This window comes from Actinomycetota bacterium, assembly GCA_019347675.1.
Taxonomy (GTDB): domain Bacteria; phylum Actinomycetota; class Nitriliruptoria; order Nitriliruptorales; family JAHWKO01; genus JAHWKW01.
The window spans coordinates 78,488-101,602 of the sequence record JAHWKW010000014.1; the positions used below are offsets into that span (position 1 = coordinate 78,488).

Genomic DNA, 23,115 nt, shown 5'->3' on the forward strand with positions numbered 1-23,115 from the left:
AGCACGAACGAGGAGAGCGCATGCGGATCGACGACTACGAGTACGGACGCATCGTCATCGACGGCCGCGAGGAGCGCAACGACGTGATCCTCGTCGACGGCACGGTGCACGCCAACTGGTGGCGCGACGAGGGCCACCGCCTGCAGGTCGACGACCTCCAGCCGGTGCTGGACGCCGAACCCGATCTGCTGGTGGTCGGGACCGGCACGGCAGGCAACATGCGACCCGCCTCGGAGCTGGAAGGCCAGCTGCGGTCACGCGGGATCGACGTCGAGGCGATGCCCTCACCACAGGCGGTCAGCCGCTACAACGAGCTGTTGCGGGCCGGCGACCGCGATGTCGCGCTGGCCATCCACCTGACCTGCTAGCGGCTACGACACGACCTTGAGGTGGCCGCCGGCCGGCTCGAAGATGGACTGGTGACCGTCTTCCCAGGTCACCTCGATCTTCAGCGGGTCCTGCTGCAGGACCTCGTTCACCGTGCCGCGGCGTGGGGGGACACCAACCTTGTTCGACGGGATCTCGATCGTGTCGCCGGCGTGGACCTCCATCGCGTTCCCTCCTGACGGCCAGTCGGGTTCGGCTGCCGTTCACCGTACTGCGGAGCGGAGTGGTGAACCAGACGCCAATGCATCGTCCGGCCAGCCTCGTCCCGGTCGTGGTCGACGGCGCGTCCCTCCCGATCGATCGCGGGCGCACCGACCGGCCCGCCCGACCGTGCCGCCAGCCCGCTGGGCTCGCGACTAGGTTCGTCAGGCGATGGGCAACGCGGCGCTCCACGACCATCGCCTCGACGCCCGGACGAGCGTCACGGGGCACAGTCGGTGGTGACCCGGGTGACGTTCCTGGGCACCGGCGCCAGCGGCGGCACACCGGGGTCAGGGCGGTCGCGGCGGGGAGAGAGCTCAGCGCTGGCCGTGGCCGGCGACGTCTCGGTCATGATCGACGTGACCAACCACTTCGACGAGCAGAGCGAGCTGGTCGACCGCCTCGATGCCGTCCTGGTCACCCACGCGCACCGGGACGCCTCGGGCGGGATCCCGGCTCTGGACCGCTGGCTCGACGACCACAGGCAGGCGCCGGTGCCGGTGCTCGCGAGCCCGGAGGCGGTCGGCGTGCTCCGCGAGCGTCGCGCGGACCTCGGCCTCTGCGATCTCCAGCCGGTGCATCCGGGCCAGCGCCGCAACGTCGGTCCCTGGCGCATCACCGCCGTGGAGGTACCCCACGCCCGCGATCAGCGCTTCCGGACGTTCGCCTGGCGCCTCCAGCGCGACGACACGGTGTTGGTGTACGCATCGGACGTCGCCGAGCTGACCGAGGACCTGGCCGAGGCGACGCGCGGCGCTGATCTGCTGGCACTCGACGGGGCGATGTACGGCCGGAGCCTGTTCAGCCACCTGCGCATCGACGAAGCCCTCCCGGTGGTGTGCAGATGGGACGTCGACCGGATCCTGCTGACACAGATCGGCCGGACCGCCCCGGCCCACGACGAACTGGTCGAGGTCGCCGCGGCGCTGTGCGAGCGTGCGGCCCCGGCGTACGACGGGCTGACCGTGGAGCTGTGACGCCAGCCGGCGTGCCCGGCGACGGGCCGGTGACGCGCTGGCGACGTGAGTTTCGCTGGGTTACCGCTGCTGCCAGGGACCGGTGGGACGCTCTGCCGGTCCCTCACCGCCGCCCTGCTGCCCCGGGCCGGTCGGCGCCTGCGCCGGCTCACGGCCGGCTTCCCGGCGCGACCCTCCCCCGGACGAACCGCGGCGAGCGATCGGGCCGTACCGCAGCGACAGGATCACCAACGCGATCGCCCCGAGCATCAGGCCGAAGTCACGCAGAGCGATGTCCCAGTACTCACCCTCGGTGAACCCCACGATGACGAGGTTGGTGACGATCGTGCCGAGCCAGATGGCGACCAGCCCGCCCCCGATGCTGGGCGCGACGGCGACGGTCAGGCCGGCGAGGATCTCCACCACCCCAACCGCCATCATGATCTGCACATCGGTTCCGGGCAGGGTGTCCGCGACCCCCTGCCAGAGGTACTTCTCCCAATCCACCATGAGGTTGAAGAACTTGTCCAGGCCGAAGAGGATCGGGGCGACCGTGAAGCCCACCCGCAGCAGCGTGAAGGCGGCGAACCCGGGGTCTCGGAGGTCCTGCGCACCGACGTTCGATCGAGATGCCATGCCAACCTCTCGATAAAAACTAGGTACGTTTACTTTATCGGAGGTGCGATCGGAGCACAAGGTCGGTGATGTGGGAGGTGTTCCGTGTCCGGATCGACGTTCGAAGCGCAGTTGGCTGCCCTGTGCGTCCTCGATGAGTCCACCCGCCGGCGGCTGTACAGCTACGTCGCCGTCCAGGACGAGCCCGTGACCCGCGACCACGTCAGCGCCTCGCTCGGCATCGACCGTTCACTGGTCGCCTACCACCTCGACAAACTCGTCGAGAGTGGACTGCTCGCCGCGACGTTCGCGTATCCCGACGGCCGCGCATCACCGGGGCCCGGCCGCCCGGCCAAGCGGTACCACCCGGCCGAAGGCGAGATCGCCGTGAGCGTCCCACCGCGCGACTACCGGCTGGCCGCCGAGATCCTCGCGCGGGCTGCCGAAGCCGACGACGCCTGGGCGGCGCGTCAGGCCCTCGACGAGACGGCCGCCGACCTCGGCCGAGACCTCGCTCGCAGCGAAGACGGGGGCGCGGCGCTTGATGCGGTGCTGGAGCACCGGGGCTACCAGCCTTACCGGGAAGGTCGGGTGGTCCGCTTGCGCAACTGTCCCTTCCGCTACCTGGTGGAGCAGCACACCGACCTGGTGTGCAACATGAACCTCGCGTTCGTGTCCGGCCTCGCAGACGTCCTGGACCCCGAGGTCCAGGTGCGACGCGACCCGGCGCCGGACCGGTGCTGCGTCGCGCTGCACCGTGTTTAGACAGCGTGGTGAGCTGGGCGGCGTTCGCGGCAGAGGCTTCTGAGCTCGCCGCAACCGTGCGCGACCGCTTCGAGTCGCACGCCCACCACATCATCGGGACGATCAGGGCTGACGGGGCACCGCGCCTGAGCGGGACCGAGGTCCGCACACCGCCCCCCTCGACGTGGAGCTCGGCGCGGGGGACGCGAAGATCGCCGGGCGGCTCGTCGAGATCCCACCCGACCCCGACGAGGAAATCGCCGGCAGCTTCTTCCGCCTCGACATCGAACTGGCCAGCCTCGTGCGTGTCGAGGCAGACGAGCTCGTCGTCACCACGTGGCGCCCCGACCGCGGACTCCGCGAGACGCGGCGGAGATGAGCTGCGTCGGGTGCCGCTTCCCGTCCGGCTCAGTCGACCGAGCGCCGTTGCACCGGCGTGGATGGCTTCGATCCTGCGCCAACGACCAGCCCGTCAAGCAACCGCCGGGTCGCCGCGGCGATGCTGTCCACTGTCTGCTCGAAGACCGCCTCGTTGGCCGCCGACGGCGTTCGGTACCCGCTGATCTTCCGCACGTACTGCAGCGCAGCATCCCGCACTTCGACGTCGGTTGCCGGTGGGTTGGCCCCGCGGAGTCGCTGGATGCTTCGGCACACGCCGGGGACCCTACGCGCAGACGCAGCCACGGTCCACCGGACACGGGCGGAGCGATGACCGAGCGCGCAGGTCCACTGACGCGGCGTCCATCCGGCGAGGATCCACGACGCCCCGACGCACGCCATCGCAACAAGTGCAAGTCGGTCACGGCGTCAGCACGACCTTCACGCAATCGTCCTTGTCGTTGCGGAACAGGTCGTAGCCGTCAGCAGCGTCGTCGAGTCGCATCCGGTGGGTGATGACGAAGGTCGGGTCGATCTCGCCGTTTTCGATCCGCTCCAGCAGCGGACGCATGTAGCGCTGCACGTGACACTGGCCGGAACGGATCGTCAACGACCGGTTCATGACCGCGCCCATCGGGAACTTGTCGATGAACCCGCCGTAGACGCCCATCACGGAGACCGTGCCGCCGTTGCGGCAGCTGAAGATCGCCTCGCGGAGCGCGTGCGGCCGGCCGGTCTCCATCCGGGTCAGGTGCTTGGCCTTGTCGTACGCGCGGACGGGAGTCGACGGGTGGTGTGCCTCCATGCCGACCGCGTCGATGCAGGCGTCTGGACCGCGCCCGGCCGTGATCTGCTTCAACGCGTCGAGGACGTCGCTCTCCTCGTAGTTGATCGTCTCCGCCCCGGTGTGCTGGCGGGCCATCTCCAGGCGCGCGGGGACCCGGTCGATGGCGATCACCCGCTCGGCTCCCAGCAGGAGGGCGCTCGCGATGGCGAACTGGCCAACCGGTCCCGCGCCCCAGACCGCGACCACGTCGCCGGGCTGGATGTCGCACAGCTCCGCCCCCATGTAGCCGGTCGGCAGGATGTCGGTCAGGAACAGGACCTGCTCGTCGGTCAGGTCGCTGTCGATCCTCAGCGGTCCGACGTCGGCGAAGGGCACTCGCACGTACTCCGCCTGCCCTCCGGCGTACCCGCCCAGCATGTGCGAGTAGCCGAAGATCCCAGCGGGCGAGTCGCCCCAGACCTTCTCGGCCAGGCCTGCGTTGGGGTTGGAGTTTTCGCACAGCGAGTACAGCTGGCGCTCGCAGGCGTTGCAGCGGCCGCATGCGATCGGGAACGGAACGACCACGCGGTCGCCCACCTCGAGGCTGGTCACGCCCGACCCGAGTTCGACGACCTCGCCCATGAACTCGTGACCCAGGATGTCGCCCTTGCGCATGCTCGGGATGTACCCGTCGTAGATGTGGAGGTCCGAGCCGCAGATCGCGGTCGACGTGACGCGCACGATCGCGTCCCGCTCGTTGAGGATCCTGGGGTCGGGGACGTCCTGAACCTCCACGTCGTGGACCCCCATCCAACAGGTCGCTCTCACGGTGAGCTCCTTCGGTCTGTCGGGTTCGCGACGGCGGCTACGCCGGTGGTCGCGCCGGAGGCTGCCGCCACTGCCGTTGTGTGCGTGTGCCGTCAGGGCTGCCGTCCGAGCGCACGACCTCGCCGGCCTCCAGGATCTGCTTCAAGCGGCGCAGAGCGTCCTTGACCTGCTGCTCGGGGTGTTCCCCAGCGACCTTGGCCAGCGCACGGCCGACCTCGCCACCCGGCGTGGCGACCTCCAGATCGACGGTCACCTCTGTGCCAGCCCCGCCCGGCGCCGGCTTGAACTGGACGGCCCCGGCGTTGTCGACGTCGGCGGCTTCCAGCGAGCGCCACGCGATCAGCTCGTTGGGGGTGTCCTGCACGATCTCGGCGTCCCATTCGACCGTGGTTCCGGCCGGTCCGCGTGCGACCCAGTGGGATCGCCCGCCTGCGGTCACATCGACCGACTCGAGGTGGAACATGAACCGTGGGAGGTTGTCCAGGTCGCGCCAGTAGCGGTAGACGTCCTCCGGCGGACGGTTGATCGTGATCGCAGTGGTCGACCGCATCACCCGATCCGCACCGTCTGACGCGCGACCGGCCCGGACGCTCGCGATCAGATCGACCACCGCCACCCCGGCGACCGCCGCGATCGCCATCGTGACCCGTCGTCGTCTGCTGTCGGGTGACCTCAGCGCCGCACCCAGGAACATGAGGTGCGTGACGTCGCCTGCCACACGCGCCCACAGCCAACCGTCCGGCTGGTCGCTCGCGAGGATCCCGGTGCCGACCGAGAGCTCCTGTAGCCCCACACCACGCATCACAGCGCCGCTGCGGTGAGTGGGCGCGATGCCGACGAGCCGGTCGACGGCTCCCGGCGCGACGACCTGCGCGGTCCCCAGACCGACGCTGAACCACCCCAACGCAGCTGGGAGGCGACCATCGCCACGGTCGCGACCCTGGTCGTCTGGACCCGCCCGCCGGCCGGTCGACGGCTGCATGGCTGCGCTCCTTGGGGGCAGTGTCGCCTACGGCGTCCAGTTGATCACGAGCCGCCCGTCTGCCTCCTGGACGTCTGTCCCCATCGCCGCGCAGGCGGTCGTGAACCGGTCGGTGATCCACTGCGCCTCGTCGGGGTCGGCCAGGCGGGTGAAGCAGTAGTCCAGCGCCAACGGGACCGCCTCGAGCCGGACGGGGCGCGACCCGTCGAGCGTCACGAGCCACAACAGCCCCAGGTCGTTGCGGAGCGTGGCGTCGACCGCGTAGTCGTCGATGAAGTCGCCCAGGTCGTACAGGGCCGGGATCGGCGCCCCGCCGCGCCCCCCCAGCACCCGCACGCCGTGGAAGACGTGAGCGGAGTGACCAGCGATGAGATCCACGCCGCTGGCCGCCAGCGTCTCAGCCGCTTCGACGACATGGGGCACCGGCTGGGCGGTCATGTTCGGTCCCCAGTGCGGCGTGAGCAACACGACGTCGGCGTCGACCGCGTCGATCGCGTCACCTACCCACTGCGGCACCCCGCGCGCGAGGTCCGCGAACGCGATGCCGGGCCGATCCGGTTCGGCCGCGAAATCCTCCGGGTGGTCGGAGATGCCCAAGACACCCAACCGCAGGCCGTTGTGCTCCACCACCACGGCAGCGCGGGCCCGGCCGAGATCTTCACCCGCACCCACCCATGCGATGCCCGCGCGGTCGAGGTGCGCGAAGGTGTCCAGCAGCGCCTCTTCGCCGAAGTCCAACGCGTGGTTGTTCCCCAACGTGACGACGTCCACGCCGAGCAGCGACAGCGCCTCCACGGCGTGGGGCGGGGCGCGGAAGAAGAACGGTTTGCGTGGGTCGGGCCACGGTGAGCCACGGTCGGAGATGCAGCACTCGAGATTGAGGGCGAGGATGTCGGCTTCGTTGCAGACCGCGACCACGGCCGCGTCGAACAGCTCGCTCGGCTCGACCTCAGCCAGCCGTTCGGCGACCTTCCGGCCGAGCATGGTGTCGCCCGCCAGCCCGATCGTGGTCATCGGCACCCTCCCTACACCCGCGACCGTACGGCGCGTGGAGGCCGTGGCGGGCGCTGCACCGGTCCGAGCGGGTGGTCGGTGTCGAGGGCCGGTGACCGCCCGGTTGCGGAACCGGTCGGCGTCGTCTTGCTTAGGAGGCGAGGAGACAGGAGCACGAACCGTGGCCGACGCTGACCGCTTCACGCCCGACGAGGCGCCGCCGACCGACGGCAAGGACCAGACCAGTCAGCCCGACGCCGAACAGACGCCTGCGCAGCGTTTCCTCGACGGCGACAAGCCGCCTCAGGAGGAGGTCGAGCACCCGACGCGACTGATGCGCATCGCGCACATGGTGCGCAGCATGCTCGACGAGGTCCGCACCACCGAGCTCGACGAGGCCGGCCGTGAACGCCTCGCGGAGATCCACGACCAGGCGATCGCGTCGCTGAAGGAGATCGTGTCGGAGGATCTGGGCGCGGAGCTGGAGGAGATGAACCTGCTCCCCGACGGGACACCCAGTGGCTCGGAGCTGCGGGTGGCCCAGGCGCAGCTGGCCGGCTGGCTGGAGGGCCTGTTCCGCGGTATCCAGGCGAGCATGGCCACCGAGCAGCAGCTGCAGCAGTTGGCACAGTTCCAGCGCCGGCAAGCGATCGAAGGGGGCGGCCGCCAGGGCGGCGCCGGGCAGTACCTGTAGCGGTCGCTGTCGCGGTCGCGCCGAGAGCAAGCGGCCGCCCCGTCGATACCCAGGAGGATCCCGTGCCCGACGTGCACCAGTTCGACCCGCGCGAGGACATCCGTGAGGACGAGGTGTACGTCGTCGCCCGCTGCGTGTGCGGCTGGGAGGGGAACGCCTTCCCGCAGTCGGAGCAGGGGTACGAGGACGCCGAGGTGGAGTTCGTCCACCACCAGGACGCCTCGCGTCACGGACTGACCTGACGGTCGGGGGTCGTCGGTTACGTCCGTGGATCTGTTCGGTGGGAGCAGCAACATTGTCGCCTGTGATGTCGTTCTGATAGGACTCGCGGTCCTGCGACAGGTACAGGTCGCCGTAGGTGCTGCTCTCGGGCTCGCGTAGCCGGGTGACAGCAGCGACCGGCTTTGCGTCATGGACCAGGTCGGCGGGCTACGGCGACCTACCTGCCGGCGTCCTCCCGCACCACGGCCGTCGCCTCCATCTCCTCCGGCGAGGACAGGATCTTCAGCGACCGGTACTCCGAGGCACGCCGCAGCTGATCCACGCCCCGTTCGAACTCGCGCCGCTGGCGTTGCAGGGCGTCGCGGCCGACGCGGCGGTCGCCGCGGCGCTCGTCCCGGGCGACACAGACCTCGAACGGCAGGTCGAACACCACCGCGACCGCGGGCACGTCGTACTTGGCGGCCAAGCCCAGGTAGCGCCGACGCTGATCGCGGGTCAGGTTCGTGGCGTCGACGACCGTCAGACGGCGGCGCTTCAACCGCTTATCCAGGATGAAGGTCACCAGCGAGAACGCGTCACCGGTGGCGCTCTGGTCCGTGGGGTCGTCGGCGACCAGGGCCCGGCAGCGGTCGGAGGAGACGATCTCGGTCGCAGTGAAGTGTCGCTCGGCGAACGTCGACTTCCCGCACCCGGCGATCCCGACGAGCAGGATCACCGACGGGTCGGGGACCCGCAGAACCGCGGCCGCTTGCGGCGCGCGTGACGGTCCCGAGGCGTCAGCGTCCGCCGTCACGCGGCCGCGACAGCGTCGAGGAGCGGGCCCAGGTTGGCGCCCCGCGCCGGATGACGCAGCTTGGCCAGCGCCTCCTGCTCGAGCTGGCGGATCCGCTCGCGGCTCAGCCCGTACTCCTGGGCGATCTCGTCCAGGGTGCGTGTGTCGCCGTCCACGAAGCCGTACCGCAGCTCGAGGATGGCGCGCTCGCGCTCGGTCAGGCCGGTCAGGGCCCGGGCGAGGCGGGCGCGAGCGTCACCCGCCGAGGCGGTGCGCTCGGGGTCGGCCGTGTCGGTGTCGGGCACGAGGTCTCCCATGCTGGCATCGCCGTCCTCACCGACGGGGCGGTCCAGCGAGGTCAGGTCCTGCAGGACCTCGCGGACGTCGCCGATCCGGCCGACATCGATCGAGGTCCGTCCCGAGATCTCCTCGTCGGTGGGGTCGCGGCCGAGCTCGTTGCGCAGGTCGATCTCGGCGCGGCGCAGCTTGGCCGACAGCTCCCACACGTGGGCCGGAACCCGGATGGTGCGGGCCTTGTCCGCGAACCCGCGTTGCAGCGCCTGACGGATCCACCACACCGCGTACGTGGAGAACTTGTAGCCCTTGGTGTGGTCGAATTTCTCGACGGCGCGGATCAGGCCGAGGTTGCCCTCCTGGATCAGCTCGATGAAGTCGATCCCGCGACCGATCCACTTCTTGGCCTGCGGCACGACCAGTCGGAGGTTGGCGCGGACCATGTGTTCCTTGGCGCGTTCCCCGTCACGGCGGATCGCCTGCAGCCGGGCACGCTGGCGGGGGGAAAGACGGCGGGCGCCGTGCAGCATCGCGGCGGCGGCGAGGCCCGCCTGGTACCGCTTGGCGAGGTCCTGCTCACGCTCGGCGTCGAGCAGCTGAGTCCGCCCGGCCAGGTCCAGGTACTGGCGGACCGGATCGCCCGACATCGACATCCGGACCTCACCCGAGGGCTCCTCGTCCCCCGAGACGTCGTCGACGACCTCGACGTCGCGGTCGCGTGCCAACGCCACGACCTCGTCCGCCCAGGACCCGTCCGCGTCCAGCGCGGAGCGCACCTCCTCGAGTTCGGACACCAGGAGGTAGCCGCGCTCAGCGGCGCGGTCGAGCAGCTCGACGACGGCGGCGTCGGACGCCACCAGCTCGGTGACAGGCACGGCGCGTCCCTTCGCTGTCGTGCGGCCACCCCCGGTTGTCGGCACAGGGGTGGACATCCTGTAACGCTTCACGCGCCCCGCATCATCCCGCTGCGGAGCGCCGCCCGGCCGCGCCGTACTCGCCGACCACGGCGTCGGACAGCGCAGGCCACGCGTCGACCGCCCACGGCCCGAACTCGCGGTCGACCAAGCAGGCACACGCCAGCCCGGCCTCGGGATCGACCCACAGGAACGAACCACTGCGGCCGAAGTGTCCGAACGTCGCTGAGGAGTTGGAGGTTCCCGTCCAGTGCGGGTGCTTGTCATCGCGTCGCTCGAACCCCAGCCCCCAGTCGTTGGGGTCCTGGCGTCCGAACCCCGGCAGCACACCCGACCGGCCGGGGTACGCCACGCTGGTGGCACGGGCGAACAGGTCGCGGTCGACCAGGGTGGGGGCGAGCAGCTCGCGGCCGAGCGCCAGCAGGTCGGACAGCGGTCCCCGTTTGCCATGCGCGGGAGAGCCGGCCACGACGGTTGCGTCCATCTGCAGCGGCTTGAGGACGTTGTCAGCCACGAGCTCGTCGAACGACATGCCGGTGCGGTCGCTCAGCACCCGTCCCAACACCTCGAACCCCGCGCTCGAGTAGATGCGCCGCTCCCCTGGCCGGGCGACCGGATCCTCGCCGCGGAGCGGCAGACCGGACGTGTGCGCCAGCAGGTGCGCGACCGTCGCGCCTTCCGGTCCGGCGGGATCATCGAGACCGATGGCGCCCTGGTCGACGACGATCAGGACGGTGTAGGCGGTCAGCAGCTTGGTGACCGACGCCCACGGGAACACCTGTCCGCTCGGGCCGACCGTCTCCAGGGCAGCGTCGGCGTTCGTGACGCCGACCGCGGCCTCGCCGACCGGCCAGTCGCGGACCCGATCGAGCGCTCCCATCCCGTCAGCCGGCGACGCGACCCGCGATCTCGTCTTCGTACCCGGGGAAGTACCCTGGGATGTCCGACAGCGCGAAGCTGCTCAGGATCGACTCCTTCGGTTCGCGCTCCAGCAGGAACCGCACCGACTCGCGCACCAGGTCCTGCAGCGCGACGTCCCCGGCGCCCAACTGTTCGGCGTAGCCGTCGGGGACGGTCACCTCGTGTTCGGATCGGCCGGCGTCGTCCTCGATCTCGACCCGGAAGAGCCGGTTGCCGGCCGGGGTCACCTCGATCTTCGCCATGGTGGTCCTCCTGTCACTGGCGACCGTAACGCCTGCGCTGGTCGGCCGCGCCGGTCGTGTGCCCGCGCCGGTGCACCCACCCGGCTGCCCCGAGCCCCGACGCGTTGATCGCCCAGTGTCCCAGCGCCGGGGCGACGAGCGAGGCGCTCCCCAGCCGTAGCACGCACAGGGCCACCCCGCCAACGGTCGTCACGACGACCGCACCGGCGACCCCCAACACGGTCCGGGTGGGGTCGGTGATGCGGTTGGTGCGCAGCGTCGGGATGGTCGGGCCGATGTGCCACAAGCCGAACGCGACGCTGGATGCCACGACCGCCCCGGTGGTACCCAGCGGGCCGACGAACGCGGCGAGGAGCACGCCCCGGAAGGCGACTTCCTCCAACATGACGGTCCCCAACGGGATGCGCACGACGATGTGCCACGCCAACGTCGGCGGGCTCATGTCGGCGGCGCGCTGATCGGCGAGCGCGCGGCGGATCGACGGGCGCCGGCGTGACAGGCCGACCAGCATGGCGAACGCCGCGGCCACTGCGGCTGCGATCCCCAGGCCGGCCGCCACCCCCGCAGCCGGGTCGTCGCCCACGATCGACGCCGGTGTGAGCCCGGTCGCCACCGCCGCCGCCGCCAGCCCGGCGGTGACGACGAGGTTGGTCGGCACGTACCAGCGCTCAGCAACAGGCGCGAGGTTCAGCACGGTGTTGTACGCCACCAGCGCAGCAGCCACGAGCACCGGAGCGAGCATCCCGGCAGACGATACGGGCCCCGCGACGGGCGACGCGGGACCGGCCACGCCTTCGGCCTGGGTCGCTACCGTCGTGCTGGATCACCACGCGCCACGAACGACCGGGGCGGCGATGACCGAGGACACGCTCGACAGCCGGGCGCACCCGCTGGACGACGCCGCCGTCGAAGCGCTGGCAGAGCGGCTCGCGGGTTCGCGCTACGTGCTCGTCGGGGAGGCCACGCACGGCACCCACGAGTTCTACGAGCTGCGCGCCGACCTCACCCGGCGACTGATCGCCGACCACGGCTTCCACGCGGTGGCGCTGGAGGCGGACTGGCCTGACGCGGCCCGGCTCGACGGGTACGTCCGTCACCGCTCCGACGACGCCGACCCGCGAGCGGCCCTCGGCGACTTCACCCGGTTCCCGACGTGGATGTGGCGCAACACGGTGGTCGCCGGATTCGCTGCGTGGCTCCGCGAGCACAACGCGGGTCGCGACGTCCCAACCGGCATCTATGGGATCGATCTGTACAGCTTGTTCACGTCGATCGACGAGGTGTTGCGCTACCTCGACGCGGTCGACCCCGAGGCCGCGGAGCGGGCCCGTCTCCGCTACGGCTGCTTCGACCACGTCGGGGTGGACGGTCAGCGGTACGGGCACGCGACCGCGGTGGCGGGCCAGGAACCGTGCGAGGCCGACGTCGTCGAGCAGCTCGTGGAGCTGCGCCGCGAGGCTGACGTCTACGTCGGTTCCGACGGGCAGCTGCGCGAAGACGCCTTCTTCGATGCCGAGCAGAACGCGCGCCTGGTGGCCGACGCCGAGCGGTACTACCGGGCGATGTTCCGCGGCCGCGACGACTCGTGGAACCTGCGCGACACGCACATGGCCGACACCGTCGACGCGTTGGCCGAACACCAAGCCAGGCGCGCAGGTGACCCTCGGATCGTGGTGTGGGCACACAACTCCCACCTCGGCGACGCCCGTGCGACCGAGATGGGCCACCGCCGCGGTCAGATCAACGTCGGGCAGCTGCTGCGCGAACGCCACCCCGGGCAGGTCACCGCAGTGGGGTTCACGACGCACCGTGGACAGGTCGCGGCGTCGCAGTGGAACGGCCCGATGCTGCGCCAACGGGTCCGTGACGCGCTGCCCGGTAGCCACGAAGCTGTCCTGCACGAGGTCGCGTCCGACCGGTTCTGGCTGGACATGCGCGACCCGCACGTGGCGGACACGTTCGGCGAGCCGCAGCTGGAACGGGCGATCGGGGTGGTCTACCGGCCGGAGACCGAGCGGATCAGCCACTACTTCAGCGCACATCTGCCGTCGCAGTTCGACGTCATGGTCCACATCGACGAGACCACCCCCTTGCAGCCCTGGACCCGACCAGTGCCTGGGAGTCGGGGAAGATCCCCGACACCTACCCGTGGGCGGTGTGACGTCGGTCGGGGCGTGGAGCGGGCGCGGGCGCCGGCGCGCCAAACGTCAGCGGGGGCAGGCGCCGGGGCGGCAGCCCGGCGCCGGCGCGCCAAACGTCAGCGGGGGCAGGCGCCGGGGCGGCAGGCCCCCGGCGCCGGGGCCGCTGCGGTCACTCCAGCCGGTCGGCGAGCTCGTCCGCCAGCTGCCGCTTGGTCATCGACGAGCGGCCGGGGATGTCGGCGTCCTGCGCCTGCTCGTACAGGTCGTCCTTGGTGTCGTGCATCAAGCCGCCCAGGGCACCTTCGCGGATGACGTCGGCGATGCGCTGCAGATCGGCGACGAACGCCTCCCGCGCAGCGTGACGGTCCTCGTCGGACGGGGCGCGCAGGATCGACGAGGGATGCACGGTGGCGGTGACCAGCGCGCCGTTGGGGCCGGGGTGAAGCTCCCCCCGCTGCCTGGTCACCCGGAACGACGACCCGAGCAGCGCCTTGGCGGCAGTGGCACCGAGCGCGACGATCACCTTGGGCTGCACCGCCTCGACCTCGGCGTCGAGCCACGGGCGGCACGCCTCGATCTCCTCGCGGTTGGGGGTCTGGTGGAGGCGCTTCCGCCCGCGCTGCTTCCACTTGAAGTGCTTCACGACGTTGGTGACGAACGTCTGCGTGCGGTCGATCCCCACCCGTTCCAACGCGCGGTCGAGCTCGCGCCCCGCGGGACCGACGAACGGAGCGCCCTCGCGATCCTCCTGGTCGCCGGGCTGCTCGCCGACGAACATGACGTCGGCGTCCCCCCCGCCGTCGCCGAACACGGTCTGGGTCGCGTCGCGGTACAAGCCGCAGCCCTTGCAGTCGGCCGCGGCCTCCTGCAGCTCGGACAGCTGGCGTGAACCAGGCACGTACGCAGCGGCGCTGGATGCTTCACCGTCCATGGCGATCTCCCTGCGACGTCGATGGCGACCCTACGGCTGCGTCGCGACAGCGACGGACCGACGTTCGGGCGGGCCGGTGACGGACAGCTGCCAAGGATGCTCAGGTTAGCGACCGTGACTCCGCGTACGATGGATGAGTTAGGCGCGGAGGACCCGAAAGGTCGCCACGGAGGGGACTAGCGCTCCGCGGTCGCCCCGGACCGATCGCCGCCGCCACCGGCCGTTGGGGCGCGTAGCGGCCCCACGATCCCCACCAGACCACCCGCGACCGTCGCCAGGATGGTCGTGAACGCCGCCGGCGCTGACACGCCCGCGGCGATCATCCACACCCAGGCCACCAGTCCGATCACGAAGTACAACGTCAGCGCCCCGACGATCATCACATACAGCCAATCCTTCAGCCGCTCCAGGCCATCACCACGTGGATCCATCACTGGCCTCCCTTCGAGCCATACCCCAAGTCGAGCATCGGCTCGGTCCGTCGTCACGCGACTGCTTCCCGGTCGGATTGCAACGCTGCCGCCAGCGCGAACGGCATCGTCGCCGCCACGGCCGCCCCGACGGCGAAGGTCGCGGGCGACCCCACGGTCCCCGCGGCGTACCCGGAGACGACCGGTCCGATCGTCTGGCCGAGGCGAGCAGCGCCGACCCACAACGCGACCACCGTGCCGCGGCTCGCCGCCGGCGCGACGCTCGTCGCGACGTCCTGCAAGCCGGGGATGAGCAGACCCTCACCTGCCCCGACCACCAACACCGCCGCCACCAGGTACGGCAGCGACGGTGCCCAGGCGACCCCCGCGTAGGCGACCGGGAAGAGCGCCGCTCCGGCGACGATCACGCGACGGCCCACGAACCGCTGGTGCAGTCGCCCAAGGAGGAGCGCAGCGACGGTCGACGTCACAGCGGGCAGCGCCAGGAGCAGCCCTCGCTGCGACGGCGTGAGGCCGAAGCCTTCCTCGGCGTAGATCGGCAGGACGGTGAGGCTCAGCCCGAAGATCAGCACGAACAACACGACCCCGACCGCCAGCACCCCCCGCACCATCCTGGTGCGCAGGTACGGCGCCGCTGCGGCGAGTTGCTGAGCGACCGTCTCGTCCCGCGTCTCGGTGGACGGGAGCCCGCGCCACGCCGCCGCGGCCGTGATCAACGCCAACGGGTACAGCGCGAACGGGGCGCGCCACCCGGCCAGGTCGACCAGCGTCCCGCCGACCGGCGGGACCAGAGCCAAGGTGACGGTCAGGACCGCAGCGTTGCGTCCGATCAGCCGGGCCCGCTGCGTGCCGTCCCAGTGGTCGCCGATGATGACGACGGCCAGGTTGATGAGACCGGCCGAACCGGCACCCTGCACGACGCGGAGCGCCACCAGGACGGTGAGTGTCGGCGAGAGCCCGGCCAACCCTCCGGCCAGCCCGTAGAGCACCAGGCACGGGACCACGATCTCGCGCCGGCCGTACCGGTCCGCCAGCACGCCGATCACCGGTGCGAGCACGATCCCCGGAGCGGTGGCACCAGCGAGCACCAGACCGGCGAGGCGGCGTGACGCCTCCAGACCGTCGAGGATCTCGGGGAGCGAGGGGGTCAGCAGCGAGTTGACCGTGATGCCGGTGATCGTGATCGACGCGACGAGCAGGAACGATGGCCGCTGTGGGTGCCGCTCGTGCCGTGCTGGTTGCTCGTCGGTGGCCGCCATGGCGCTACCGGCGCGGATCCGCCGGCTCCCCGTCGGGAACGACCGGCCCTGGACCGACGACCGACCGCAGCGTCTGGGTCTCGGGCGCACCCGGCGGACCTGGGCGCGCCCGCGATCCGAACAACGCCCCGAGCCCCACCGCAGCGAGGACCAGGACGATGACCACCGCGGCCGTGACAGCCAGGACCGTCCCCGTCCGCCGGTGGCCTGCGCCCGCCGACGTCGTTCGGATGACGACACGCGTGTCGGCATCGGGAGCACGGATCGGCGCGATCGCCACCGTGTCGTCCGCGGGGTGGTCGGTGCGGTGGCCTCCGGCGGCCAACGGCGGTTCCCCCTGGCGGACGCGGTGCAGGTCGGCGCGGAGCTCGTGGGCGGATCGGTAGCGGTCGTCGGGGTCCTTGGCCAGCGCCCGCAGCACCACCGCATCCAGCGCACGCGGCACCTCGGGAACCGCAGCGGATGGCGGGTCGGGCTGGCGGTGGACGTGCTGGTGCAGGATCCCGATCGGTTTGTCCGCGGTGAACGGTGGGCGTCCGGCGAGCATCTCGTACAGGACGCAGCCCAGGGAGTAGATGTCGGCGCGAGCGTCGACTCGCTCGCCGGTCGCCTGCTCGGGAGACAGGTACAGGACCGAGCCGAACCCGGCAGCGACCGTGGCGTCCACGTCGTCACCGGTGATGCGAGCGATCCCGAAGTCGGTGACCTTCACCGTCCCGTCGCTCGTCCACAGCACGTTGGCCGGCTTGACGTCGCGGTGCACCAGCCCCTGCTCGTGGGCAGCGGCCAGAGCACTGGCGATGGCCGACGCTGTGGCCATGGCGCGCTGGACCGGCAGACGACCGGCGTCGGCGAGCAGGTCCTTCAGCGAGGGGCCGTCGACCAGCTCCATGACGATGTACTCACCCGCGCCGCTCGAACCGGTGTCGTAGATGCGCACCACGTTGCGGTGCCCCAGCCGGGCAGCGGCGCGGGCTTCGTCCCGGAAACGCTGCACCGCACCGGGATCGCCGACCAGGTGGGGCGCCATGACCTTGACCGCGACGTCGCGGTCGAGGACGCGGTCCCGCGCGCGGTAGACGCGGCCCATCCCGCCTTGGCCGAGCACCTCCAGCAGCTCGTAGCGGTCGGCGAGCAGGTCACCAGGTCGGGTCACGGGCGTCTCGAACGTCGAGGGCGGTGGCAGGCTACGGGCGACGACCGCGGCGGTCGTGCAGCCGTGGGGTCACCGCGGCTGCGTGCCGATCCGCAACCCCACCCTGGGCACCGTCACGACCGGACCGGGGGTCGGTGGCTGCGTCGGCGTCGCCGTGGTCGGCTCGGGCTCCGGTTGCGTCTCGGGCGCCGGTTCCGTCTCCGGCGCCGGCTCCCGCTGCCGTGGCGTGCCGGGGGTCGGTGTGGCCTCCGGCTCGAGCGCCGGGGGTGGCTCTCCGGTCGCCTCCACGTCCGGTGGTGCCGGCAGGAACCGGTCGAGGCGGAAGTCCACGGTCGAGGCGATGAACCAAACAAGCAGCGCGGCGATCGCGACCACGATGAACCAGAAGATCGTCCGTTGCGTCCCGGCGGAGACGGCGTCGGGTGGTGCGACCACCACGCGGTGGCGTTCGGCGCTGCGGCGGGGCGGGCCGTGAGGGCCGACCGGGAGGGTCTCAGCCTCGCCGCGCGGCAGCAGTCGCGTCGCGTCCAGCGGGACGGCGGCGGCCACGGGCTCCTCGCCACGCTGGAGGCGGGCGAGGTCGTCGCGGAAGTCGCCGGCGTCGGCGTAGCGGTCGTCGGGGTCCTTGGCCAGCGCCCGCAGCACGACCGCATCGACGTCCGCGTCGACACCACCCACCCGCGCGGACGGGGGGCGGGGCGCCTGGTGCAGGTGCTGGGACACCACCGCCAGCGGTGAATCGCCGGCGAACGGCGGCATCCCGGTGAGCATCTCGTGGAGCACGCAGCCCAACGCGTAGATGTCCGCGCGGGCGTCGACGGGGTCGCCGCGGGCCTGCTCGGGCGCCATGTAGGGCGCCGAGCCGTACACGGCGTCGGTGACGGTCGCAGCGGCCACCGCGCGGGCGATGCCGAAATCCGTGACCTTCACGGTCCCGTCGCGCGCGATCATGATGTTGGCCGGCTTGATGTCACGGTGGACGATCCCACGGTCGTGTGCCGCGGCCAGCGCCGCGCAGACCTGGGCGGCGATCGCCACGCTGCGGCGGGGCGGTAGCGGGGCCTCATCGGCGACCAGCTGCTGCAGCGTGGGTCCGTCCACCAGCTCCATCACGATGAACTGTGTGGCGTTGTCCGAACCGGTGTCGTGGATCGCGACGATGTTGGGGTGTGTCAGCGATGCAGCGGCACGGGCTTCGCGGCCGAAGCGCTCCTGGAAGGACGCGTTCTCGGCGACCGCCGAGGACAGGACCTTGACCGCGACCGGCCGGTCGAGGAGGCGATCCTGGCCGCGGAAGACCTCGGCCATCCCGCCGCGTCCGAGCCGCGCCGTGAGCTCGTACCGCCCGCCAAGCACCTCACCCGGTTGTGCCAACGCGTCCTCCAGCTAGCGGCGGCTGTCGGTGTACGGGTACCGCAGGCGGCGTGCGGGCGCACCGGGGGCGGCGGTCAGCTGGGCCGGAGTGCCGCGAGGTCGGCTGGGCGGTCGAGATCCACGGCGAAGGCGCCATCGGGGTCCGCGCCGGCCCAGATCTCGGGGCCGGCGATCCGCGTTCCGACGGTCGACAGCGCATGGGTGACGCTCCCGGTCCCGGACGCGAGCACCCGGCCGAGACAAGCGCTTGCATCCTTGGCGTAGACGCCGGGGAACGGCTGCACGCGGCCGTCGACGAGTGGGACCACCGCCGGTTCGCCTCGCCATGCGCTGGCCAGCGCGACCAGCACCTGAGCCGAGACGAACGGCTGGTCCACCGCCGCGACCGCGACCAGCGGCGTGTCGGCCGCTTCCAGGCCCGCCACGATCCCGGCGAGCGGTCCGCGGCCCGGCGCCGCGTCGGCGACCTGCTCCCACGGCAGCGTTCCCAGCCGCCGACCGTCACCCGACGCGACGAGCACGCGGCCACACACACGCGACAGGCGCGACGCCACCCGCCGGACCAGCGGTTCACCGTCGAGCTCCAGCCACGCCTTGTCCTGGCCCATGCGGCGGCCAGCACCCCCAGCCAGGACGAGCCCTGTGAGCGCGGGAGCCGCACGCATGCCGGCGGTTGCCGGGTCATCGACCTCGCGAACGTTCGCGCGCAGACGCTCGCGTTCGTGTTGCCGCGCCGCGTCGTGGATGTACGTGCTCGTCGATCACTCCCGTATCGATAGGGAGGCGGAGCGTAGCGCCGGCCGTGATGACGACGCTGCGGTCCTCACTCGAGGGCGCTCACCTCGTAGCGGTCACCGTCGACCACGACCAGCACACCGGCGCCTTTGGAGACCGGCTCCAGCTCCTGCCCCGTCAGGCCGTACACCGCAGCCTCGTTGGTGGGGCTGTGGCCCACGATCAGCGCGCGGCCGCCGTCGTCGAGCGAGTCGAGCACGCGCCGCAGCGCGTCACCGAGGACCTTGGCCTCCTGCTCGACGAAGTCGGCTGCGACCCGCTTGAAGTCGGACAGCGCCCCGCCACCGGCCTCCTGGTAGGCCTCCTTCCAGCGATCCTCGTGGTCCGAGCGCAACCCTCGCTCCACCACCACGCCGCGATCGACCCCTTGACAGCCCGCAGCGAGGAAGCACGCCGCGGTCTGCGTGGCCCGCTGCGCGCCGGTGGACACGACCACCTCGTAGCGGTCGTGCAGGCGCCGGCCGACCTCCAGGGCGTGGCGGACCCCTTCGTCGGTGAGCACGTCACCGTCGTTGTCGGTGTGCCGTCGCAGTTCGAGTTGCTTGACCATCGCCGGTCCCTCTCTCGTCGCTCGTTGACGAGGATGGCTGCTCGACCTCGACGTGGCAGACGCCACCCTCGGTCGACCGTCGACGCGTGCGACGTGAAATGTGCCACGCCTGTCGCCGCGTGCGGTGACGTAGCGTGGAGCGGATGTCGACCAGTCAACCGACCCGCACCCAGACGCCGGCGGCCCGGACCGCTGCGCCGCTGCCACCGTCCGCGACGGTCGCCGGGTTGGTGTTGGGCGTCGTCGCCGTGTCCTCCGCGGCAGTCCTGATCCGGGTCGCTGACGCACACCCGCTGGCGATCGCGTTCTGGCGCTGCCTGGGTGGGGCGGTGGCGCTGGGTCCGTTCGCGTTGCGTGCCCGCCGGGGGGCGCCGCCACTGGAAGCGGCACAGCGCCGGCAGATCGCCGGGGCGGGCGTGCTCCTGGCGGTGCACTTCGCGCTGTGGATCACGTCGCTGGACTTCACAACCGTCGCGTCGTCGGTGACGCTGGTGACCTTGTCGCCGGTGTTCGTCGGCGTGGGTGCCGCGGCCCTCCTGCGCGAGCCCCCGACCCGACGCGCCTGGATCGGCATGGCGATCACCATGGCCGGGGCGTTGGTCATCGGCGTGGGCGACCTGTCAGACATCGCACTCGGCCGGGGCGCGCTGTTCGGTGACGTTCTGGCCTTCGGTGGGGCCATCGCCGTGGCCGGGTACCTCCTGGCGGGGCGGGCAGCGCGCCGCCGCCTCCCCGTCTCGGTGTACGCCGGCGGCGTCTACGCGGTGGCGGCCGTCATCCTGCTGCCCGCGGCCGTGGTCGCCGGCGCACGACTGACGGGGTACGGCGCCGTGACCTGGCTGGCCTTGCTGGCCCTGGTCGTCGGACCACAGCTGTTGGGCCACACGGTCTTCAACGCGCTGCTGTCGACGGTCACCGCCACGGTGGTGTCGATCGTCGTGCTCGCCGAGCCGGTCGGCGCGACCCTGCTCGCGTGGGTCTTCCTCGACGAGTTGCCCAGCGCCCTGTTCTGGGTCGGCGCCCCGCTGATCCTGGCCGGGGTCTTCACGGCGACCGCGCGCCGACGGGGCCCGGCCGCGCGCCCCGAACCGCCGCCGGCGTGAGCGCAGTAGCGTCAGCGTCACCGACCGTCTTCAGCGAGGTGGAGAGGACCGGATGTCGACCAGCAATGACCTGCACGGCACGTTGACCATCCCGGAGGGCATCCAGGCGATCCCCGCGTCATCCCGCGACGAGCTCGACGCGGCCGTCGAGGCGGTGGGAGCCCGCAAGGGCGACTGGGTCGCCGTCGATGTGAACGAGCGAATCCGGATCCTCCAGCAGCTGATCCACGACACCCTCGAAGAGGCGGAGCGCTGGGCGGACGCGGGGACCGCCGCCAAGGGCATCGACCCGGAGTCGAACTTCGCCGGTGAGGAGTGGCTGTACGGCCCGGCACTGGTCGTGCGCAACCTCCGGCTGCTGAAGCGGGCGCTGCAGGACATCGCCGAGCACGGCCGGCCGCAGCTGCCCGGCGAGCCCGACACCCGTCACGACGGCCAGGTGGTCGCCCCCGTTTTCCCCACCGACGTGATCGACCGGCTGCTGTTCCTGGGTTTCACCGCCGAGGTGTGGATGCAGCCCGACGTGACGCTCGAGGGCCTGCCCGACAGCCAGGCGGTGATCTACCAGCCGGGCCACCACCACGACGGCAAGGTGGCGCTGGTCCTCGGGGCGGGAAACGTCGGCGTGATCCCCCCCACGGACGTGCTGTACAAGCTCTTCGCCGAGGACCAGGTCGTGGTGTTGAAGATGAACCCCGTCAACGACTACCTGGGGCCGATCCTCGAGGACGCCTTCGATGCGCTGATCGACCGCGGCTTCTTGAGGATCGTGTACGGGGGTGTGGACGCGGGCCGCTACCTCACGCAGCACCCGGGCGTCGACACCCTCCACATCACCGGCTCGGACAAGACCCACGACGCGATCGTCTTCGGCGCCGGCGCGGAGGGCCGTCGCAACAAGCAGCAGCGCACCCCGAAACTCGACAAGCCGATCACGAGCGAACTGGGGAGCATCACCCCGGTCATCGTGGTTCCCGGTCCGTGGTCAGACGGTGACCTGGCGTTCCACGGCGAGAACATCGCGTCGATGCTGATGGGCAACGCCGGGTTCAACTGCGTCACCGCCCGGCTGATCATCACACACCGCCGCTGGGGCAAGCGAGGGGCCCTCCTCGACGCGATCCGCGACGTCCTGGAGCGCACCACGCTGCGATACCCCTACTACCCCGGCGCCCGCGAACGGTTCGAGCGGTTCGTCGAGGCCCACCCGGAGGCCGAGACGTACGGGGAGGACGGGTCGGAGGGGGTGCCGTGGACGTTCATCCCGGGGGTCGCACCGACCGACGAGGACGACATCGTCTTCACGATGGAGCCGTTCGCCGGGATCTTCGCCGAGACGGCCCTCGACGCGCCGCCGTCCATCCCCGACTTCCTCGCACGGGCGACTGAGCTGTGCAACGACCGGCTGTGGGGCACGCTCGCCGCCTCGATCATCGTCCACCCGCGGTCGCTGAACGACCCGGCCGTCGCTGACGCGGTCGACCGGGCCGTGGCCGACCTGCGCTACGGGACGGTCGTGATCAACCACTTCACGGGCGTTCCGTTCGGGATGTTCTCGACCCCGTGGGGCGCCTACCCCGGCCACGAGCTCCATGACATCCAGTCCGGACGGGGCGTGGTGCACAACACCTACCTGTTCGACCAGCCGCAGAAGTCGGTCGTGCGTGGACCCTTCCGGGTGTGGCCCAGACCAGTGTGGTTCGCCAACCACCGCAACGCCGAAGCGACGGTGCGCGAGCTGACCCACGTGTTCGCCGACCCGTCGCTGCACAGGCTGCCGAAGCTGATGTGGGAGGCGGCCCAGGGGTGAACCGGCGGGCGTGACGTGGCTGGACCGGCTCCCGAGGTGGTCAGATCACGAGAACAGCTCGCGGGCCCTGCGGATGTCGTCGACCGCGAACACCACCCGGTTGTTCGTGGCCAGGTAGGCCTGCTCGATGTTCACGCCCGCGTCGGCCAGAACCCGGCTCTTGTCGCCCAGCGCACCCGGACGGTCCTCGATGTCGAGGACCAGGACGTCGCGGGCGGCACGCACGTCGAAGCCGGCGTCGGCCAGGACCCGCTGGGCCTCCTCGGCGTCGGTGACAAGGATGTGGACGATGCCCTTGCCCTGCCCGGTGAAGGCGCTCACACCCTCCAGGTTCACCCCGCCACGGCCCGCGGCCTCACCGATCCGCGCCAGCACCCCCGGTTCGTCATCGGGGATGAGGACGAAGTCCTTGTACTCCATGGGATCCACCTGTCTTGGCCGCGTCCGGGTCACACGCACCGAGCATGCTAGGAGCCTCCGATCCGGCGGGGCGGGCGGATACGGGCCTGCAACGTCTCGACGGCCGGTGACGGCCGAGGTACCGTCACAGCGTCCTTCCGGGGTGGCGCAACCGGCAGCGCGAGGCACTGTTAATGCCGAGGTTGAGGGTTCGAGTCCCTCCCCCGGAGCCCCACCCGACACGGCGCACCCCCACG

25 protein-coding genes, 1 tRNA gene and 3 pseudogenes are annotated in these 23,115 nt (G+C 71.3%); 10 read left to right on the forward strand and 19 right to left on the reverse strand.

Translation table 11 applies throughout. The features are described 5' to 3' along the window. The first annotated feature begins 20 nt into the window (after nucleotides 1–20). A complete protein-coding gene (locus KY462_10905) occupies nucleotides 21–368 on the forward strand; it encodes a hypothetical protein (GenBank protein MBW3578228.1) in 348 nt (115 codons plus the stop codon). Nucleotides 369–371: 3 nt separating this feature from the next. Here the strand turns inward: KY462_10905 and KY462_10910 are convergent, their stop codons facing one another. Further along, nucleotides 372–551: a DUF1918 domain-containing protein gene (locus KY462_10910; GenBank protein MBW3578229.1), complete on the reverse strand. Its 180-nt coding sequence runs from the start codon at nucleotides 549–551 to the stop codon at nucleotides 372–374. A 285-nt stretch (nucleotides 552–836) separates the two neighbouring features. On the opposite strand from KY462_10910, the gene KY462_10915 reads away from it, so the two are divergent. Then, nucleotides 837–1,565, forward strand: coding sequence for a hypothetical protein (locus KY462_10915; GenBank protein MBW3578230.1), 729 nt, complete (start codon nucleotides 837–839; stop codon nucleotides 1,563–1,565). A 207-nt stretch (nucleotides 1,566–1,772) separates the two neighbouring features. Here KY462_10915 and KY462_10920 read toward each other — a convergent pair. Beyond that, nucleotides 1,773–2,180, reverse strand: a pseudogene (locus KY462_10920) (hypothetical protein). An 84-nt stretch (nucleotides 2,181–2,264) separates the two neighbouring features. On the opposite strand from KY462_10920, the gene KY462_10925 reads away from it, so the two are divergent. After that, entirely contained in the window at nucleotides 2,265–2,924 is a 660-nt protein-coding gene (locus KY462_10925; GenBank protein ID MBW3578231.1) for a helix-turn-helix domain-containing protein, read from the forward strand. A 5-nt stretch (nucleotides 2,925–2,929) separates the two neighbouring features. Further along, nucleotides 2,930–3,282, forward strand: a pseudogene (locus KY462_10930) (hypothetical protein). Between the two features lie 29 nt (nucleotides 3,283–3,311). Here the strand turns inward: KY462_10930 and KY462_10935 are convergent. The 4 genes from KY462_10935 to KY462_10950 all read right to left on the reverse strand — a co-directional run bounded on the left by KY462_10935 (nucleotide 3,312) and on the right by KY462_10950 (nucleotide 6,871). Next, the gene (locus tag KY462_10935) at nucleotides 3,312–3,557 is read right to left on the reverse strand and encodes a DUF2277 domain-containing protein (protein ID MBW3578232.1); all 246 of its coding nucleotides are present in this window, start codon (nucleotides 3,555–3,557) and stop codon (nucleotides 3,312–3,314) included. A 145-nt stretch (nucleotides 3,558–3,702) separates the two neighbouring features. Then, entirely contained in the window at nucleotides 3,703–4,875 is a 1,173-nt protein-coding gene (locus KY462_10940; protein MBW3578233.1) for a glutathione-dependent formaldehyde dehydrogenase, read from the reverse strand. Nucleotides 4,876–4,912: 37 nt separating this feature from the next. Continuing rightward, nucleotides 4,913–5,857, reverse strand: a complete 945-nt coding sequence (locus KY462_10945; GenBank protein ID MBW3578234.1) for an SRPBCC family protein — start codon at nucleotides 5,855–5,857, stop codon at nucleotides 4,913–4,915. A 27-nt stretch (nucleotides 5,858–5,884) separates the two neighbouring features. Next, on the reverse strand, nucleotides 5,885–6,871 hold the full coding sequence (locus KY462_10950) for a CapA family protein (GenBank protein ID MBW3578235.1): 987 nt from the start codon (nucleotides 6,869–6,871) through the stop codon (nucleotides 5,885–5,887). Between the two features lie 160 nt (nucleotides 6,872–7,031). On the opposite strand from KY462_10950, the gene KY462_10955 reads away from it, so the two are divergent. Both KY462_10955 and KY462_10960 read left to right on the forward strand, forming a co-directional pair. Continuing rightward, nucleotides 7,032–7,544, forward strand: a complete 513-nt coding sequence (locus tag KY462_10955) for a bacterial proteasome activator family protein (GenBank protein ID MBW3578236.1) — start codon at nucleotides 7,032–7,034, stop codon at nucleotides 7,542–7,544. Nucleotides 7,545–7,606: 62 nt separating this feature from the next. Next, nucleotides 7,607–7,786, forward strand: a complete 180-nt coding sequence (locus tag KY462_10960; protein MBW3578237.1) for a hypothetical protein — start codon at nucleotides 7,607–7,609, stop codon at nucleotides 7,784–7,786. Nucleotides 7,787–7,983: 197 nt separating this feature from the next. On the opposite strand, the gene KY462_10965 is transcribed toward KY462_10960, so the two are convergent. The 5 genes from KY462_10965 to KY462_10985 all read right to left on the reverse strand — a co-directional run bounded on the left by KY462_10965 (nucleotide 7,984) and on the right by KY462_10985 (nucleotide 11,651). After that, the gene (locus KY462_10965; protein ID MBW3578238.1) at nucleotides 7,984–8,559 is read right to left on the reverse strand and encodes an ATP-binding protein; all 576 of its coding nucleotides are present in this window, start codon (nucleotides 8,557–8,559) and stop codon (nucleotides 7,984–7,986) included. Beyond that, the gene (locus KY462_10970; GenBank protein ID MBW3578239.1) at nucleotides 8,556–9,707 is read right to left on the reverse strand and encodes a sigma-70 family RNA polymerase sigma factor; all 1,152 of its coding nucleotides are present in this window, start codon (nucleotides 9,705–9,707) and stop codon (nucleotides 8,556–8,558) included. Before KY462_10970 ends, KY462_10965 begins: the two co-directional genes overlap by 4 nt. An 82-nt stretch (nucleotides 9,708–9,789) precedes the next feature. Then, complete coding sequence (locus tag KY462_10975; GenBank protein MBW3578240.1) at nucleotides 9,790–10,626, reverse strand: beta-lactamase family protein; 837 nt, start codon at nucleotides 10,624–10,626, stop codon at nucleotides 9,790–9,792. 4 nt (nucleotides 10,627–10,630) lie between these two features. Then, entirely contained in the window at nucleotides 10,631–10,909 is a 279-nt protein-coding gene (locus KY462_10980; protein MBW3578241.1) for a hypothetical protein, read from the reverse strand. A gap of 13 nt (nucleotides 10,910–10,922) precedes the next feature. Continuing rightward, entirely contained in the window at nucleotides 10,923–11,651 is a 729-nt protein-coding gene (locus KY462_10985) for a CPBP family intramembrane metalloprotease (protein MBW3578242.1), read from the reverse strand. Nucleotides 11,652–11,763: 112 nt separating this feature from the next. Here KY462_10985 and KY462_10990 point away from each other — a divergent pair. After that, nucleotides 11,764–13,070: pseudogene (locus KY462_10990) on the forward strand (erythromycin esterase family protein). A 149-nt stretch (nucleotides 13,071–13,219) separates the two neighbouring features. Here KY462_10990 and KY462_10995 read toward each other — a convergent pair. From KY462_10995 to KY462_11025, 7 genes are all read right to left on the reverse strand, one after another. After that, a complete protein-coding gene (locus KY462_10995) occupies nucleotides 13,220–13,981 on the reverse strand; it encodes a UdgX family uracil-DNA binding protein (GenBank protein MBW3578243.1) in 762 nt (253 codons plus the stop codon). Between the two features lie 176 nt (nucleotides 13,982–14,157). Next, a complete protein-coding gene (locus KY462_11000; GenBank protein MBW3578244.1) occupies nucleotides 14,158–14,412 on the reverse strand; it encodes a hypothetical protein in 255 nt (84 codons plus the stop codon). A gap of 53 nt (nucleotides 14,413–14,465) precedes the next feature. After that, entirely contained in the window at nucleotides 14,466–15,671 is a 1,206-nt protein-coding gene (locus KY462_11005) for an MFS transporter (GenBank protein MBW3578245.1), read from the reverse strand. Nucleotides 15,672–15,675: 4 nt separating this feature from the next. Beyond that, a complete protein-coding gene (locus tag KY462_11010; protein MBW3578246.1) occupies nucleotides 15,676–16,827 on the reverse strand; it encodes a protein kinase in 1,152 nt (383 codons plus the stop codon). Between the two features lie 69 nt (nucleotides 16,828–16,896). Next, on the reverse strand, nucleotides 16,897–18,201 hold the full coding sequence (locus KY462_11015; GenBank protein ID MBW3578247.1) for a protein kinase: 1,305 nt from the start codon (nucleotides 18,199–18,201) through the stop codon (nucleotides 16,897–16,899). A 74-nt stretch (nucleotides 18,202–18,275) separates the two neighbouring features. Beyond that, nucleotides 18,276–18,809, reverse strand: a complete 534-nt coding sequence (locus tag KY462_11020) for a molybdenum cofactor guanylyltransferase (protein ID MBW3578248.1) — start codon at nucleotides 18,807–18,809, stop codon at nucleotides 18,276–18,278. A gap of 215 nt (nucleotides 18,810–19,024) precedes the next feature. After that, on the reverse strand, nucleotides 19,025–19,546 hold the full coding sequence (locus KY462_11025) for a histidine phosphatase family protein (protein ID MBW3578249.1): 522 nt from the start codon (nucleotides 19,544–19,546) through the stop codon (nucleotides 19,025–19,027). A gap of 143 nt (nucleotides 19,547–19,689) precedes the next feature. Between KY462_11025 and KY462_11030 the strand changes: the two genes are divergently transcribed. Beyond that, nucleotides 19,690–20,649 carry a DMT family transporter gene (locus tag KY462_11030; protein MBW3578250.1) on the forward strand — a complete coding sequence of 320 codons (960 nt, stop codon included), beginning with the start codon at nucleotides 19,690–19,692 and terminating at the stop codon, nucleotides 20,647–20,649. A 52-nt stretch (nucleotides 20,650–20,701) separates the two neighbouring features. Beyond that, nucleotides 20,702–22,459, forward strand: a complete 1,758-nt coding sequence (locus KY462_11035) for an aldehyde dehydrogenase family protein (GenBank protein MBW3578251.1) — start codon at nucleotides 20,702–20,704, stop codon at nucleotides 22,457–22,459. Nucleotides 22,460–22,504: 45 nt separating this feature from the next. On the opposite strand, the gene KY462_11040 is transcribed toward KY462_11035, so the two are convergent. Continuing rightward, nucleotides 22,505–22,879 carry an amino acid-binding protein gene (locus KY462_11040; protein ID MBW3578252.1) on the reverse strand — a complete coding sequence of 125 codons (375 nt, stop codon included), beginning with the start codon at nucleotides 22,877–22,879 and terminating at the stop codon, nucleotides 22,505–22,507. Nucleotides 22,880–23,015: 136 nt separating this feature from the next. On the opposite strand from KY462_11040, the gene KY462_11045 reads away from it, so the two are divergent. After that, nucleotides 23,016–23,088: transfer RNA gene (locus KY462_11045), tRNA-Asn, on the forward strand. Nucleotides 23,089–23,115 lie beyond the last annotated feature (27 nt).

Bases quoted from the DNA above. Each gene is read 5' to 3' on its own strand.
- KY462_11000 (MBW3578244.1), bottom strand. From the start codon at position 14,412: ATGGATCCACGTGGTGATGGCCTGGAGCGGCTGAAGGATTGGCTGTAT.
- KY462_10905 (MBW3578228.1), top strand. From the start codon at position 21: ATGCGGATCGACGACTACGAGTACGGACGCATCGTCATCGACGGCCGC.
- KY462_10950 (MBW3578235.1), bottom strand. From the start codon at position 6,871: ATGACCACGATCGGGCTGGCGGGCGACACCATGCTCGGCCGGAAGGTC.
- KY462_11030 (MBW3578250.1), top strand. From the start codon at position 19,690: ATGTCGACCAGTCAACCGACCCGCACCCAGACGCCGGCGGCCCGGACC.
- KY462_10980 (MBW3578241.1), bottom strand. From the start codon at position 10,909: ATGGCGAAGATCGAGGTGACCCCGGCCGGCAACCGGCTCTTCCGGGTC.
- KY462_10995 (MBW3578243.1), bottom strand. From the start codon at position 13,981: ATGGACGGTGAAGCATCCAGCGCCGCTGCGTACGTGCCTGGTTCACGC.
- KY462_11005 (MBW3578245.1), bottom strand. From the start codon at position 15,671: ATGGCGGCCACCGACGAGCAACCAGCACGGCACGAGCGGCACCCACAG.
- KY462_10985 (MBW3578242.1), bottom strand. From the start codon at position 11,651: ATGCTCGCTCCGGTGCTCGTGGCTGCTGCGCTGGTGGCGTACAACACC.
- KY462_11035 (MBW3578251.1), top strand. From the start codon at position 20,702: ATGTCGACCAGCAATGACCTGCACGGCACGTTGACCATCCCGGAGGGC.
- KY462_11025 (MBW3578249.1), bottom strand. From the start codon at position 19,546: ATGGTCAAGCAACTCGAACTGCGACGGCACACCGACAACGACGGTGAC.
- KY462_10910 (MBW3578229.1), bottom strand. From the start codon at position 551: ATGGAGGTCCACGCCGGCGACACGATCGAGATCCCGTCGAACAAGGTT.
- KY462_10975 (MBW3578240.1), bottom strand. From the start codon at position 10,626: ATGGGAGCGCTCGATCGGGTCCGCGACTGGCCGGTCGGCGAGGCCGCG.
- KY462_11020 (MBW3578248.1), bottom strand. From the start codon at position 18,809: ATGGGCCAGGACAAGGCGTGGCTGGAGCTCGACGGTGAACCGCTGGTC.
- KY462_11040 (MBW3578252.1), bottom strand. From the start codon at position 22,879: ATGGAGTACAAGGACTTCGTCCTCATCCCCGATGACGAACCGGGGGTG.
- KY462_10945 (MBW3578234.1), bottom strand. From the start codon at position 5,857: ATGCAGCCGTCGACCGGCCGGCGGGCGGGTCCAGACGACCAGGGTCGC.